Source organism: Lysinibacillus sp. FN11 (assembly GCF_024628845.1).
In the GTDB taxonomy this organism is placed as follows: Bacteria; Bacillota; Bacilli; order Bacillales_A; family Planococcaceae; genus Lysinibacillus; species Lysinibacillus capsici.
Genome location: NZ_CP102383.1, coordinates 2749500 through 2764083 on the forward strand (window position 1 = coordinate 2749500; position 14584 = coordinate 2764083).

Consider the following 14584-nt stretch of genomic DNA (forward strand, 5'->3'; position numbering starts at 1 on the left):
ATATTTTCTAATGACAATCCTTGTCACGTTCGTGGGTCATTTTCCTATGCCTATTATGGGCTATGGAATTTCACCAACTATCGGCTATCTCATTGCCATCACAGCTATACAAAAAATAAAAATCGAACAAACCAAAAAAAGAAAGGATTTACAAACGATGAAAACTGAACTAGAAGTAAACACTTTAAAATCATTTCAAACTGAATTAACACGCTTCTTTTTAGCTTACAAATTTGCTCTACAGGAAGTGGAAACGAAAATTAATATATTACAAGAAGAATTTAAGTTAATTCATGAATATAATCCAATTGAGCATGTATCTAACGTATAAAATCACCTAAAAGTATTTTAACGAAGATGATGAAAAAAGAGCTTCCTCCATCAATAGAGGCTGTGCGTGAAAATATCCGCGATATAGCTGGTGCTCGCATCACCTGTTCCTTCGTGGAGGATATTTACAAGGTAAGTGCCATGTTACAAGCACAGCATGACATGGAAGTTGTTGAGGTGAAGGATTATATAGCCAATCCAAAAGAAAATGGCTACCAAAGCTTACATCTCATTATTAAAATTCCTATCTTTATGTCAGACCATATGGAAAAGGTCTATACAGAGATCCAAATTCGTACAATTGCAATGGATTTCTGGGCAAGCTTAGAACACAAAATTTATTATAAGTATAACAAAGAAGTACCTGAGCATATTCGTCATGAATTAAAGGAAGCCGCCCTACAAGCAGCTGAGTTAGATCGAAAAATGGAGCGACTGAATAAGGAAATCAATATTTTAAAAGAAAATGAAGCCGAGCCTTCATTGCTAGACAGTACCCCAATCGCACATTTAGCGAAATACTTAACGGATCTACCTGGCAATAAAATAATTGATGACGCTCTATTCAAAAAGTAAATTTATTCTATGGTTTAGTCATCAAATGAAAAACCACCTCACACGCTGCTTGACCACAGAATGTGAGGTGGATTGTACTAGTTATTTGCTATTGCGCCTTCCTTGTGGATTTCGTTGCTACAAAAAAGGAGAAAATAAGTGCACCAATAGCAAAAATAAAGGTAGCTATATATACATAACTGACGCCATTGGCAATAGTGTCCTTTAAAAAGCTTACTTCTTCTAAATTAAAACCACCTTTTGCAAATTCACCATTTAATTGAATTTCACCTTTTCCTAATGAAGCCATTTTTTCACTTGTTGCTAGATTGAAAATCATACCAAATAGCGCTGCACCAATCGCTTGGCTAAATGTATTTGTAAAGGAGTTCAAACCAATTGATATACCAAGTTGCTTTGGATCAGCCACCTTTTGTATGGAAATCATTAGCATCGGCATAATAAAGCCCATCCCTAGTCCAATTAATGATGATGCGAAATAAACGCTGAAATCATTAGAACCTGAAGATAGTCTTGCCAACAATAGTGTACCCGTAACAAGTAAAATCGTACCCATTTGGATAATGCGTTTATTTGTTAAACGACCGATTAAATAACCTGCCATAATCGAGTTCACCGTCCAAAAAATAGACATTGGTGTTAATAATAAACCAGCCTGCGTTGCATTTTTGCCTAAAACACTTTGGGCAAATATGGGAATATAAACGGTCACACCAATGACAATAGACATGCCACTTAAAGTTAATGCATTAATGACCATTAGTCGTCCATTTTTAAACAGTGTTAACGGAATAATTGGCTCCTCTGCTCGCAACTCCACCCAGATAAAAATACTTAGGAATACAAGAGCAACACCATACATTAGCAGCGATTGGCCTGATAACCAAGTTTGTGTTTTACTGTTTTCGATAATAACAAACAGTAACGCAACCATGCCAATTGTAAAAAATACTGCACCTAAGTAGTCAATTTTACGCTTCACTACCTCTAATTGTTCTTTATAATGTTTAGCAATTAAGTAAATAGAGGCTAAACCAAACGGTACATTAATGAAGAAAATAAAGTGCCAAGATACTTGGTCAACAATAAAGCCGCCAAATAATGGACCCACTACACCAGAGACGCCCCATACCATACTTAAATAGCTTTGTCCTTTGGCACGCTCTTTTTCAGTTTTAAACAACTCACCAACCATTGTTAATGTGATGGGCAAAATTGAACCTGCGCCAATACCTTGAATTGCTCGAAAAACAATTAATTGCTCCATGGATTGAGCTAAACCACATAACATAGAACCTACTAAAAAAATAATGATACCTGTAATAATCATCCGTTTACGGCCAAATAAATCAGCTAATTTACCAAAAATAATCGCCGCTATGGCGGAAGCTAGTAAATAAGCAGAATAAATCCAGCTTATTAAGTCTACACCTAATAAATCAGCCGTAATACTCGGAATAGCAGTACTAACAATAGTTCCCTCAATTGCAGCGAGTGCTGTTACAAGTAATAGTGCTATAAATACTTTATTCATTCTGTCACCTTTTCCTTTCCTGCATGACATACATTACCAAGTTTGAACTAGAATTAAAAGAGAAAGGGATTTAATTTATAAAAAAATAAACGATGTTTTTCTGTTTTACTAGATAAAATCAATAAAAAAGCAGCAGGAATGTTAATCAACATTCACTCGCTGCTTATTATCTATCAGTTAAATCGTTGAGCAATCATATCGTAAATATAACGTGCTTGGTCATATTCAGGTTGTAAGGTAAAGGCTTGTTTCAAATGATACATGGCATCTTCTGTTTGTTCAGTGGACACGGCATATAGTACGCCTAAATTATAATGTGCATCGGCATTATTCCAATCCTGTTCAATCAAGAGATCCAGTTCCTTCTTCCCTTCATCAAACATTTCTAATGCACATAGTACTATCGCATAAGCTAAACGAATCTGTGTATCTTCTGGAGCAATCTCTACTGCACGTTGTAAATAAGGTAATGCCAATTTAGAGTTATCCATACGTTCAAAGCATTTCCCCATCATATAATAGACATCGGCACCTTCAATATGATGGTTTAGCGCTTGCTCATATAGCTTCACAGCCTCGGCATAGCGTTCAGCATTGTAATATAAATTGGCTAGACCGTAATAGGCTGTAGCTGCTGATTCATCCACAGTGATTGCCTTTTGGAAGAAACGTTCTGCACGTTCAGTATCCTCTAATACGGCTAATAAATTGCCGAAATTTACATACCCAATAGCATTTTCAGGCTCTGCCTCAATTGCTTTTGTAAATAGTTGAGCAGCATCCTCATAACGTTTTTCTTGAAATGCTTGGATGCCCTGTTCATTATAATTCATTTGTTCTTCACCTCTATGTAGCGAAAGACTGCTTTTAGGAAGCCAAGAGGCCATAAAAGCAGTCTTAACGCAATTTATCCAACATATGTTAGTTTTTCATTACTTTTAAAGACTTCATCAATCGTTCCGCCACCCATACATTCTTCTCCGTTGTATAGCACTACAGCTTGGCCAGGTGTAATTGCACGTACAGGTTCTGCAAATGTAATGTGTGCACGCCCATCTAGTAAAATTTCAACTTCTACTGGTGTATCGGTTTGACGATAACGGAATTTTGCTGTGCAAGAAAATTTCCCAGGCAATTTTTTTGTCGAAGTATAGCTCATTTTCACAGCTGTTAATGATGTTGAATACGAATATTCATTGTCAAAGCCTTGTCCGACAAGTAGAACATTACGTGCTAAATCTTTTCCTAGCACAAACCAAGGTTCACCGTCTCCACCAATACCAAGCCCGTGTCGTTGACCAAGTGTATAGTACATTAAACCATCGTGTTGGCCCATTACAACGCCATCCATTGTTTCCATTTTGCCAGGTTGCGCTGGTAAATATTGACTTAAGAACTCCTTGAAATTACGTTCACCGATAAAGCAAATGCCTGTTGAATCTTTTTTCTTGGCCGTAGCAAGGCCTGCTTCTTCTGCAATTTTTCGTACTTCTTTTTTCTCTATATCACCAATTGGGAACATTACATGCGCTAATTGCTCTTGCGATAACTGATTTAAAAAGTATGTTTGATCTTTGTTATCATCAACGCCACGTAACATTCTTACTTCACCATCACCACTACGATCAATTCGTGCATAGTGACCTGTTGCTAAATAATCAGCGCCAAGGTTCATGGCATGCTCTAAAAATGCTTTAAATTTAATTTCTTTATTGCACATAACATCAGGATTTGGTGTACGCCCTGCTTTATATTCTTCTAAAAAGTATGTGAACACTTTATCCCAATATTGTTTCTCGAAATTGACAGCATAGTATGGGATACCAATTTGATTACATACTTTTATCACATCGTCATAATCTTCCGTTGCTGTACAAACACCGTTTTCGTCCGTATCATCCCAGTTTTTCATAAAGATTCCGATTACTTCATACCCTTGTTGTTTTAACAAGTATGCCGCCACCGATGAATCTACCCCACCTGACATGCCGACAACAACTCGAATTTGAGAGGGGTCACGTGTTTCTTTCATTGTGGTCACCTTTTCTTTTATCTAATTACAGTTTATGTTTCAATATTTTAACGAAACATAACATAGGTATTTTGCAAATTATTTTTTAGCTAGTTTTTTCACGATTTGAGCCGTTTTTTCTGCTGCATCTTGAATATCCTTTTCCGTTAAACCCTGCCCAAAGCTGAATCGGATGGAATTTCGTAGCTCCTCTGCACTTTGTCCAAACATTGCTACTAACACATGTGATGGATCAATCGACCCAGCGGTACATGCAGAACCACTAGATACACAGATTCCTGCCATATCAAGATTCACTAAAAATGATTCTACTTCCATGCCCTCAAAGCTAATATTTAAAACATGTGGCAATGACTGCTCTTCATCACCATTAACATGGAATGCTAGCTTTTCCTGTGAAAAAACAGCAAGCATAATTTGCTTAAAGTGATTGTATAGTGAACGCTTTTCTTCACGCAACTCATTTGCAACTTGCACGGCAGTCGCAAAAGCTATAATGGCAGGTATATTTTCAGTACCTGCACGACGTTTTTTCTCTTGTGCGCCCCCAAGAGCGTAACTTGCTAACGGTGTTCCTGCTTTTTGATAAAGGAATCCAACACCTTTTGGACCGTTGATTTTATGAGCAGATACACTTAATAAATCCACCTGTAATTCATTTACATTAATGCACTCTAAGCCATAAGCCTGAACCGCATCTGTATGGAATATAGCACTATGCTCACGCAATAACGCGCCAATTTCAGCAATTGGCTGAATCGTTCCTACTTCATTATTTCCATACATAATTGTTACTAAAATGGTATCATCACGAAGGGCTTTTTGGACATCCTCAACCGCGACACGCCCTCTTTGATCGACAGGTAAATAGGTCACCTCAAACCCATCACGTTCAAGTTTTTCACAAGTATGTAATACTGCATGATGCTCTACTTGCGTTGTAATGATGTGTTTTCCTTCATTTGCTCGGGCATAGACAGTTCCTAAAATTGCCATATTATCAGCTTCTGTGCCACCACTTGTGAAAATAACTTCCCCTGCTTGCGCCCCAATTGATTTCGCCAATAGCTCACGCGCATCATCTAGATATTTCCTTGCTTCTCGACCAGCTTTATGAATACTCGATGCATTGCCAAATACCTGCTGCATAGCAGTCGTCATCGCTTCTATTACTTGGCCATTCATTGGAGATGTGGCCGCATGATCGAGATAGATATATGAATTCATGTTGAAAACTCCTTTTTAAACTCTGTGACATCCGCCAGAGGCTTTCGCTTGATTCAGTTAATGCTTGTAAAATCAATACAAGTATTCTTCACCCCACTATGACAGGGTCTTCCGTACTTGGTGGTTCATTTTAGTACAAAAACATTTGCTGAATCGAGATAAAAGCACAAAACCCACATCACTCATCATAAAAATAGTCATTGGGATGTGAATAGTTCACAATCTCCCAATAAGATGAAGTGAATGCAGGAGTAGCGCTTTAGCTTAAACTATTTTAAATATAGAACATGTAGCCTTCCACTACATTTTCTTCTGTATATTGTGCTAAATCTTCAATTGTTGTTGTATCTAACACATTTTTTACTGCATCACGAATACGTAGCCATAATTCACGTTGCGGTGCTTCTTCATTTTCAATACCCTCTACTGGTTGAATTGGCCCTTCTAGCACACTAATAACATGGGCTGCTGAAATTTCGCTAGGTGGATTTGCTAGCATATAACCACCATAAGCACCACGTACACTTTTTACTAAGCCTGAATTACGAAGCGGAGATACTAATTGCTCTAAATATGCCTCTGAAAGTTCCTTTTCCGCCGCAATTTTACGCAAAGGAATTGGCCCTTCCCCATAATGCTTTGCTAATTCAATCATAATTGTAAGCCCGTAACGGCCCTTTGTTGAAATTTTCATTTTATCACCCTCAATTAGTCTAGTCAAAATACTACCAACAGTATATCATAATCTCCTCTTGATGAACTCGGAAATACACCTAGAAGGATATGATATACTAATTAAAGCGATTCAAAATCGTTTAAAATCCATACGAGTACTTTATTTTAGCGTAAAAAAATGTATGAAGCAAAAAATGACAATGACAGAAAGGGGAAGTTATTTTGCACAATGAACCACTCGCTTTTCGAATGCGACCTTTAACCCTTGATGAAATTGTTGGTCATCAGGATTTCATTGGTCCCAACACAGCCCTTTATAAAATGATTCAAAATGAACATGTCCCTTCCATGTTGCTATATGGAGAACCTGGAATCGGTAAAACATCCATTGCCAATGCCATTGCAGGAAGTTCCAAGCTCCCTTTCTTCGCACTTAATGCCACACGAGCTGGCAAAAAAGATGTGGAAGATATTGTACAAGAAGCCAGAATTTCAGGGAAAGTAATACTTTTCTTAGATGAAATTCACCGTTTCAATAAATTACAGCAGGATACGCTGTTACCACATGTAGAAAATGGATCAATTGTATTAATTGGTGCCACGACAGAAAATCCCTATCATGATGTTAATCCAGCGATTCGTTCACGTTGTGGAGAAATTTACCAGCTAAAACGCTTAACGAAGGAAAATTTAATCGAACTAGTTGAAAAAGCACTTGCTGATGAAAGACGGGGATTAGGTAAGTATCATTTTGCCTTAACACCATCACAAATTGAACAAATTGCAGCCGCAGCAAACGGAGATGCACGAAAGGCATTAACTTTGCTAGAATCTATTTACTATGCCAGTGACGAGGTGGATGGACAAACGGTTGCTGCCGACCATGTTATTGAACATCTCATTAGTCGAATTGGGGTGTATGGCGATAAAAAAGGATCACATTTTTATAATTTACTATCAGCCCTGCAAAAGTCTGTGCGTGGCAGTGATACTAATGCTGCTCTGTATTATCTAGCACATTTATTGGAAACAGGCGATTTAGTGGCTGTCAGCAGACGCCTACTTGTTATGGCCTATGAAGATATTGGTCTAGCTAATCCCGACGTCGGACCTCATATATTAGCTGCTATTCAAGCAGCAGAACGACTAGGGCTACCAGAGGCACGTATCCCACTTGCCAGTGCTGTCATTGAAATGTGCCTTGCCTCAAAGTCCAACTCAGCCATTGTGGCAATTGATGCTGCTATTAAGGCTATTCATGAAGGCAAAACAGGTGATATCCCTCATCATTTGCGAGATGGTCATTACGAGGGTGCAAAAGATTTAGGACACGTCGGCTATCAATATCCTCATAACACACCGATTGGTACTTTTGGTGGTTGGGTAGACCAGCAATATTTGCCAGACGAACTTGTAGGAACTGAATTCTACAAACCTGTTATTGCTGGTGAGGAAAAGCGCATGGCTGGCATCTACGACAAACTAAAATCATTTCAAGATAAGAAATAATAAAACAAAAGCAAAGTCACTATCTTAAGTAATTGCAATGACTTTGCTTTTTATATACCAACAGGATAGGCTGCTCTAGCAATCATCCTGTAAAGCTCGGGTTATTTGTCGTATATCGTTCTTGGTAAAACAAATTTAATGGTTCAGCTAAATGTCGAAGTAATGGCAAAATGGATTCTTTCACATCTCCTTCATTTGCCTTACTATGCAAAAAAACAATCAAATTATACGACTGATACAATAAGCTCGCGAACTCTTGATTGTTTTCTCTTACCTCAAAGCGAATTGCTTTTACAGCAATTGCTTGTGCAATTTTTTGTTCTCTTGTTTCACAGGAAGGCTCCTTACTTAATTCATCATCTGACACTCTGTATAACCGTTTTAATGCGCCATATATCTCTTTATTTCCACTAAATCGATCTTTTAACCATTTCAAGACAAATTGCAAAAGAATGACTGCATAGATAAGAGAAAGACATTCATCGCCTCGTGATTTTTTTGCTAAGCGCTGGAAATATTCTGCTTGTGTGACTAGTTCAAAAAGAATTAAACGTATTGGATAAAGCATGGCATGACCGCTATTAATGTACAGCTTTTCTCGATCTCTATACATAGCCAACCAAATATCTTTGACCAATGAAATAGATTTCCTTGTTGAGAGCGCTAATTGACATTGAATAAGCTCCTGTTCAATTGTCGGTCGGATAAGCTGTAGAAATAAAAGTTCATCTTCCTCACTAACTAATAAAAGCGGCTTTTCCAAATTCGCCAAATCTATTTCTATTCCATTTACAATCATTGCTTAGCCCCCTTCCAATAAGTTCTTACAGCGTTAAGCAGAGTGAGCACATATATTACCAATTTTCTAACTATAATTCGACAAAAAAACATAAATACCTTTCAAGATAATATGCCTTTTTACTTTCTCCACAATAAAAAAGAATCCACGCTACTAAAAAAGGCAAGTAAATCACTCTCTTTCCACATCGAACATTGTAGAAAAACTGATTTAATTCCTATTAGTTACGTAGATTCTTGACGTATAGGCTATTTTCAGAAAATAGATAGTCTATTATTGTCTAAGGTCTATGCCGGAAGTTCTTGATCCACAAATAATTTAAACTGTTGAAGACATTGCTTCACTTCACCTTTTTGTGACAGCACTTCGTTGCGTATGTTTGTTGCTTTTTCTTCATCCTCTAGCACTTCAGTTAAAAGAGCCATGATATCTTCTAATAATTGCTCATTCTCTTCCTGCTCAATACTCGGTAAGGAATAGGCTGCTATTGTTAATAAATGCTCTACTTTTTCAGGTGTTTCTTGCAAAGCATTCGAAGAATAATAGGTCGATGCAGCTAAAAAGTAGCATAATTTTGCACAACAATCGATAAATAAATGCCAATACGTATTTGCTTTCGGTAATTCCCCTGCCCGCTGATTAATATATTCCTTATAATAGGTAGTGACTTGTATATATAAAGGATTCAATTCTCTCATGGCTTTCGGATAGTTGTTGGATGTATCCAAATAGTCAAATACAATGGCATTCATTTTCTCTTGAAGTTTCACAATATCTAAATGATCACGAATTACTTGAATTTCCATTTTCCCACTCTCCCATATGTCATTTGCTGTTTAGCTTCCTGGCTATTCACTGAGTAGCACCAAGCATCCCAAACAAACAGATCGATTATCTAATGGATGATTCAAATTATAGCAATAAACCATCTGAAGTAGTGTGGACATGAAAAAAATAAGACAATTTCGTGAATTAATAGCATTTTATGTACATAAGAGGAACTATTTTGGTAAAATTATACCCTTTGTACATAATCATCAAATAAGCATTGTTCGTTTGCTCGATCAATAATTTCAATAATACTTCCATGCACATATTTTTTAATGCGCTTTTGAGGTATATAAAAATAAGCATTGTTCATAATTAACCATTCACTTAATGTTAAATCACTACCTGCTTGTTGATTCGTTAAGATTTTTTTATGTCTCAGAACATCAGCCATTTTATAAAAACCATCTGACAATTCGTAGGCTGATACATCAAAATTAAAAATGGGGCTGACAACCTGTCCAACATCAAAAATATGTATAGTTTGGTTTTCTTCATCTATAGCTAACTCTACTGTGCTAATCTCGTCGAAAAGATTTAAACCTCTATACTCCATTTGATAAATTTTTTCCATTTGTATACGCCTCCTTTTTTACAACGGTCTAATTGTAACACAGAAAAAATAGCTACCTCTAAATACAATTAAGGCAGCTACTTCTACGAAAATGAACATTTATGCTGTTTTTTGACTATTACCAAAGCATCGTATTTGGTATTAACCTTGTACGCGCGTAATTTTCACATCTTTTAGGATGGTATTGACTACCCAGCTTGCTGCAATTAAACCTGCTACAGACGGTACAAAAGCGTTAGATGAAGGTGGCATCTTTGCTTTACGAATTGCTGCATCAGGCTTACCTACATGTTCGACAACATCTGGACGTACGACAATTGGACTTTCATCTGAAAATACAACCGTAACACCCTTATGAATTCCTTCTTTACGTAGCTTAGTACGAATGATTTTAGCCAATGGGTCTGTATGTGTTTTTGAAATATCTGCAATTTGGAAGCGAGTAGGGTCCATTTTATTTGCTGCACCCATGCTTGAAATAATAGGAATATTACGCTTTAAACATTCCTTCATTATATGAATTTTATACATCACTGTATCACTTGCATCGATCACATAATCAATGCCTTGTGCAAAAAATTCTTCATAGGTTTCTTCTGTATAAAACATGTGCATGTCAATCACTTCACATGCTGGGTTAATATCTGCAATACGCTCTTTCATGACAGCTGATTTTGATTGACCAACTGTTGATAGGTATGCCACAAGTTGTCTGTTGACATTTGTGATATCTACATTGTCCTTATCGACTAGAATAATACGGCCGATTCCGCTTCGTGCACATGCCTCAGCAGCAAATGAACCGACACCACCCACACCAAGAATGGCAACCGTTGTATTTTTTAATTTATCGAGACCCTCTGTTCCTATTGCGAGCTCGTTACGTGAAAATTGATGTAACATCCTGACACTCTCCATCTATGAAATTTTATTAGTAAACCTAGTTATATACTAAGATAAAATCAAAACCTATCTTACATTTTATCATGTTATTGTTCAAGATAAAAATATAAAGAAAAAATCAAAATTGTCTACTTAAATCCTTTGAGATAATAATCCATAAAAAGATTTCATCCCTTTTAGTTCTATATATGGTAAAATAGCGCTTTAAAAATTAGTTCATTAATCAGGTAAATCTTATATAACATTATGCTCGACCACATAAAGAAAAAGAGATTGATGACTCAATCTCTTTCTCACTCTTCTTTACTTTGTAAAACCAAATGATGCCCATGGTTGAATGCATGTTAATAAAAATAGTTCTTCCTCTACAATGCTAGCTACGACATTACTCGATCCCGTATTAGGAATGTCCTTTAGCACAATCTGTAGCTCTCCCTTATACCGAACATCTAAATTATTATCAATCGTGACATCCCCTCTTTTTAATGGCCGTATATCATGCACAGGAAAATCTCCATTTTTATATTTCACACGGGATTGGGTGCTCCGAATCACGTATTCAGACACATCACCTCGATTAAAATGAGGCTCTTTATAAAGAATCGTCTCCTCTAAAATGCTCGTGTCTTCAGACTGAACAACCCTTAATTCAAGCTTATTACGATTTAATTGTCCTAATGCACGTAGTTCGTCCTCAGAAGCAAACATATTGCCAATAATACAATCGTCAATTAACCCCGTATGCCATAAATCTTTCGCCTGTACAGTGATTGGGAGTTGACGGTGCTCCTCTAATGTAGGTAACCCGTGCTCTGTTTGCTCCCAAGGTCCATATTGACCATGTTGTGAGGAGATCATCGCTGCCGTTCTCACATTGTGCGCTTTAAAGTGCTGTGACGTTTGTAAAAAATGCTGACGAGATAGCCCCGTAAAGCGTTTTGGATAAAAATTATGACAGCCGATAATGTTCTCTTTATTAGGCTGATAAGAGATAATATTATCTACATACTTCGTACCATTACTAATGTTTAATTCTATTTTTAGATGACTTCCATCAAGTGACATCAACGCTTCTTCTTGACCTGAAAATCCCATATCTAAACGTATAGCTGCCAAATAATAATGTTCTTTTAAATAGCCAATATCCCTATAGGTTAAGCCTAAATCATCAAAAACACCTGGTGCAATATCAGCGGATATGTCAAAGCCGAGGCGTTGCGCAAATTCGTTGATTTGTTGTAATTTTTGACGCTCCTCATCCTGTTTTAGTGACATTAGGCATGTGAATATACGATCAAAGCCATTGTCATAAGCCAGCTGAACATAGCGCTTCATCTCATCTAGCGTACTATGCTGTGGATATAGCGAGATTCCTAATCTTTTCACTTCAAACCCTCCGTTAATTGACGCTTATACTTCCACTTTTTGTCCTCTGGATTCCACTACAGATTCCTCACTCTGTGCCGCTAAAGCAGCTTTTTGCTCATTCTGCCTTGCCATACGGTTCGCCATTGAGATAAATGGCAGATAAATACAAACAGCGATGACAATTAAAACCATACTCAAAACAGCACCACGCCAAGATTGAGTTGCTAAAAAACCATTAATAATTGGCGGTGTTGTCCACGGCGGTGAAAAGGTAGCAGCTGGTACCCAGCCCCATTTCGTTGCAAAGAATGCAATGGTTACGTTGATCATTGGTGTCAAAATGAACGGTACAAATAAAACCGGATTTAATACAATTGGTAACCCAAAAAGTAATGGCTCATTAATATTGAAAATTCCAGGTGCTGCAGATAATTTCCCAACTGTATTATATTGCTTATTCTTTCTAGCAAATATGAAAATCGCAATAATGAGTGCTATTGTCGTGCCAGAGCCTCCCATATTAATAAAAGCATCAAAGAATGGTTTATTGACAATGTAAGGCGCAACTTTACCAGCAGAGATTGCTGCAACATTTTCGTTAATAGCTGGTAAATTAATTGTTTGCATGAAGGGTTCGATGATATTTGCTCCATGTACGCCAAGTGTCCATAAAAATGTAGGTATAAATGCCAAAATTAAAGCAGCAAGCCATGTATTTGTTAGACCCATAAATGGCTCTTGAATCGCAGAGTAGAAGGACCCGACAATATCTGGTATATCAAAACCTGCTGAAATAATGGTACGTACTAAAGCAAATATTCCAATCGTAATAATGGCAGGAAGTAACGCAGCAAATGATTTGGCAACAGCTGGTGGTACACCCGTTGGCATTTTAATTAGTAGCTTAGGATTGCCAGACAATCTACAAAACAATTCTGTAGAAAGTAGTGCAACAATCAGAGCAATAAATATACCACCCGTGCCTGTTGTTAAGCCGGTTATTCCGCCTTCCCCAAAAGTCCCAAACGTTAAGTAGCTTGATAGACTAATTACTCCAGCAGATAGACTATCTTTTTGATAACTTTTAGCAAGATGATAAGCAACAGTAAAGGCAAGTAGCAGTGAAATGATATTAAATGTAGCACTCCAAATATTACCGCCAAATTGAGTCCATGTCTCATGTTTCCAAATGGCATCGAGTGTATTTTGATAAAATTTGATAGGCAAATTGTTAAAAAGTACAGCCAAAGTTCCCACAATCGTTAAAGGCATAATCGTAATAAATCCGTCACGAATGGCAACTAAATGACGCTGATTCCCTACCCTAGCAGCAACCGGTACAAACTTTTCTTCTAAAAAACGGAACACTCACATACACTCCCTTTGCTTTTTATTTATAACATCAAAATTTGATGTTACTCCCCTTTGATTCGTTCATATAGCTCAATCATTTCCTGTGCTAAATCGCGAAAAGTAATGGCATTCATTAGATGATCCTGGGCATGAATTAATAACATTGAAACCTCTACCTTTTCTCCCCTTGCTTCTTGAGACAGTAAGCCCGTTTGAGAGTGATGTGCTTCAATTAATGACTCATTCGCTAATTTGATTTTTTCTTTTGCTGCCTCAATTTGCCCCTTTTTTGCTAGCTGAATAGCTTCCATACACTCACTTTTCGTATTTCCACTATGCACAATCAGTCCCATAATGGACTCCATTAATTCTGTATCTTCCATTCCCCTTTGCCCCTTCTTTCATCCAATTAGTTGTAGAGCCTGTTTCAGGACATTTTCACCGTTCATCATGCCGTAATCCGCCATATTGATCACATCGATTGGAAAACCTTTATCCTTATATTTTGTTTCAAATGATCCTTTCAAATAACGAACCTGTGGGCCTAATAAAAGAACATCAGCCTTCTTTGACGCTAATATCTTTTCCACCTCTCCTTCCGCAATGGCGTAAATATCTGCTTCAATATTTTGCTCTTGCGCTGCTTTTTGCATCTTCGACACTAATAAACTAGTACTCATACCTGCTACACACACTAACATGATGTTTTTCATTCGATACACTCCTTTTATTTTCTTCGATTGTGTAATCGCTTACTTATTTTGAGAATAGCATCTATTGGTATATACCACAATGCAAATTTTACATTAATTTTATTTAAATCAAGTTATTTACAAAATTGGGCTATCTCAATTTTGTCGTGAAATTAATGATTAT

General features: G+C 37.1%; 14 protein-coding genes and 1 pseudogene. 2 read left to right on the forward strand and 13 right to left on the reverse strand.

What is annotated here, in order from left to right; all coding sequences use genetic code 11:
- The first annotated feature begins 157 nt into the window (after positions 1 to 157).
- A pseudogene (locus NP781_RS14710) lies at positions 158 to 906 on the forward strand (GTP pyrophosphokinase family protein).
- An 88-nt stretch (positions 907 to 994) separates the two neighbouring features.
- Here the strand turns inward: NP781_RS14710 and NP781_RS14715 are convergent.
- The 5 genes from NP781_RS14715 to cymR all read right to left on the reverse strand — a co-directional run bounded on the left by NP781_RS14715 (position 995) and on the right by cymR (position 6393).
- Positions 995 to 2440: an MDR family MFS transporter gene (locus NP781_RS14715; RefSeq protein ID WP_257520236.1), complete on the reverse strand. Its 1446-nt coding sequence runs from the start codon at positions 2438 to 2440 to the stop codon at positions 995 to 997.
- A gap of 173 nt (positions 2441 to 2613) precedes the next feature.
- The gene (locus NP781_RS14720; protein WP_221679973.1) at positions 2614 to 3273 is read right to left on the reverse strand and encodes a tetratricopeptide repeat protein; all 660 of its coding nucleotides are present in this window, start codon (positions 3271 to 3273) and stop codon (positions 2614 to 2616) included.
- A 74-nt stretch (positions 3274 to 3347) separates the two neighbouring features.
- Positions 3348 to 4472, reverse strand: coding sequence for a tRNA 2-thiouridine(34) synthase MnmA (gene mnmA, locus NP781_RS14725; protein ID WP_257520237.1), 1125 nt, complete (start codon positions 4470 to 4472; stop codon positions 3348 to 3350).
- Between the two features lie 78 nt (positions 4473 to 4550).
- Positions 4551 to 5699 carry a cysteine desulfurase family protein gene (locus NP781_RS14730; protein ID WP_257520238.1) on the reverse strand — a complete coding sequence of 383 codons (1149 nt, stop codon included), beginning with the start codon at positions 5697 to 5699 and terminating at the stop codon, positions 4551 to 4553.
- A 274-nt stretch (positions 5700 to 5973) separates the two neighbouring features.
- Positions 5974 to 6393 carry a cysteine metabolism transcriptional regulator CymR gene (gene cymR / locus NP781_RS14735; protein ID WP_004226809.1) on the reverse strand — a complete coding sequence of 140 codons (420 nt, stop codon included), beginning with the start codon at positions 6391 to 6393 and terminating at the stop codon, positions 5974 to 5976.
- A gap of 203 nt (positions 6394 to 6596) precedes the next feature.
- Between cymR and NP781_RS14740 the strand changes: the two genes are divergently transcribed.
- Entirely contained in the window at positions 6597 to 7883 is a 1287-nt protein-coding gene (locus tag NP781_RS14740) for a replication-associated recombination protein A (RefSeq protein ID WP_257520239.1), read from the forward strand.
- Positions 7884 to 7965: 82 nt separating this feature from the next.
- On the opposite strand, the gene NP781_RS14745 is transcribed toward NP781_RS14740, so the two are convergent.
- From NP781_RS14745 to NP781_RS14780, 8 genes are all read right to left on the reverse strand, one after another.
- The gene (locus NP781_RS14745; protein ID WP_257520240.1) at positions 7966 to 8682 is read right to left on the reverse strand and encodes a hypothetical protein; all 717 of its coding nucleotides are present in this window, start codon (positions 8680 to 8682) and stop codon (positions 7966 to 7968) included.
- Positions 8683 to 8969: 287 nt separating this feature from the next.
- Complete coding sequence (locus tag NP781_RS14750; RefSeq protein WP_221679967.1) at positions 8970 to 9488, reverse strand: hypothetical protein; 519 nt, start codon at positions 9486 to 9488, stop codon at positions 8970 to 8972.
- 209 nt (positions 9489 to 9697) lie between these two features.
- Positions 9698 to 10084 carry a hypothetical protein gene (locus NP781_RS14755; protein WP_257520241.1) on the reverse strand — a complete coding sequence of 129 codons (387 nt, stop codon included), beginning with the start codon at positions 10082 to 10084 and terminating at the stop codon, positions 9698 to 9700.
- Positions 10085 to 10225: 141 nt separating this feature from the next.
- Positions 10226 to 10987, reverse strand: a complete 762-nt coding sequence (locus NP781_RS14760) for a tRNA threonylcarbamoyladenosine dehydratase (RefSeq protein WP_257520242.1) — start codon at positions 10985 to 10987, stop codon at positions 10226 to 10228.
- Between the two features lie 303 nt (positions 10988 to 11290).
- On the reverse strand, positions 11291 to 12373 hold the full coding sequence (locus NP781_RS14765; protein ID WP_257520243.1) for a DUF871 domain-containing protein: 1083 nt from the start codon (positions 12371 to 12373) through the stop codon (positions 11291 to 11293).
- A gap of 24 nt (positions 12374 to 12397) precedes the next feature.
- Positions 12398 to 13723, reverse strand: a complete 1326-nt coding sequence (locus NP781_RS14770) for a PTS sugar transporter subunit IIC (protein WP_221679961.1) — start codon at positions 13721 to 13723, stop codon at positions 12398 to 12400.
- A 47-nt stretch (positions 13724 to 13770) separates the two neighbouring features.
- On the reverse strand, positions 13771 to 14091 hold the full coding sequence (locus NP781_RS14775) for a PTS lactose/cellobiose transporter subunit IIA (protein ID WP_221679959.1): 321 nt from the start codon (positions 14089 to 14091) through the stop codon (positions 13771 to 13773).
- Positions 14092 to 14109: 18 nt separating this feature from the next.
- Entirely contained in the window at positions 14110 to 14421 is a 312-nt protein-coding gene (locus tag NP781_RS14780; RefSeq protein WP_221679957.1) for a PTS sugar transporter subunit IIB, read from the reverse strand.
- Between the last annotated feature and the right edge of the window lie 163 nt (positions 14422 to 14584).

Coding starts and splice junctions, on each gene's coding strand:
- NP781_RS14715 (WP_257520236.1), bottom strand. CDS start 2,440: ATGAATAAAGTATTTATAGCACTATTACTTGTAACAGCACTCGCTGCA.
- NP781_RS14720 (WP_221679973.1), bottom strand. CDS start 3,273: ATGAATTATAATGAACAGGGCATCCAAGCATTTCAAGAAAAACGTTAT.
- mnmA (WP_257520237.1), bottom strand. CDS start 4,472: ATGAAAGAAACACGTGACCCCTCTCAAATTCGAGTTGTTGTCGGCATG.
- NP781_RS14730 (WP_257520238.1), bottom strand. CDS start 5,699: ATGAATTCATATATCTATCTCGATCATGCGGCCACATCTCCAATGAAT.
- cymR (WP_004226809.1), bottom strand. CDS start 6,393: ATGAAAATTTCAACAAAGGGCCGTTACGGGCTTACAATTATGATTGAA.
- NP781_RS14745 (WP_257520240.1), bottom strand. CDS start 8,682: ATGATTGTAAATGGAATAGAAATAGATTTGGCGAATTTGGAAAAGCCG.
- NP781_RS14750 (WP_221679967.1), bottom strand. CDS start 9,488: ATGGAAATTCAAGTAATTCGTGATCATTTAGATATTGTGAAACTTCAA.
- NP781_RS14755 (WP_257520241.1), bottom strand. CDS start 10,084: ATGGAAAAAATTTATCAAATGGAGTATAGAGGTTTAAATCTTTTCGAC.
- NP781_RS14760 (WP_257520242.1), bottom strand. CDS start 10,987: ATGTTACATCAATTTTCACGTAACGAGCTCGCAATAGGAACAGAGGGT.
- NP781_RS14775 (WP_221679959.1), bottom strand. CDS start 14,091: ATGGAAGATACAGAATTAATGGAGTCCATTATGGGACTGATTGTGCAT.
- NP781_RS14780 (WP_221679957.1), bottom strand. CDS start 14,421: ATGAAAAACATCATGTTAGTGTGTGTAGCAGGTATGAGTACTAGTTTA.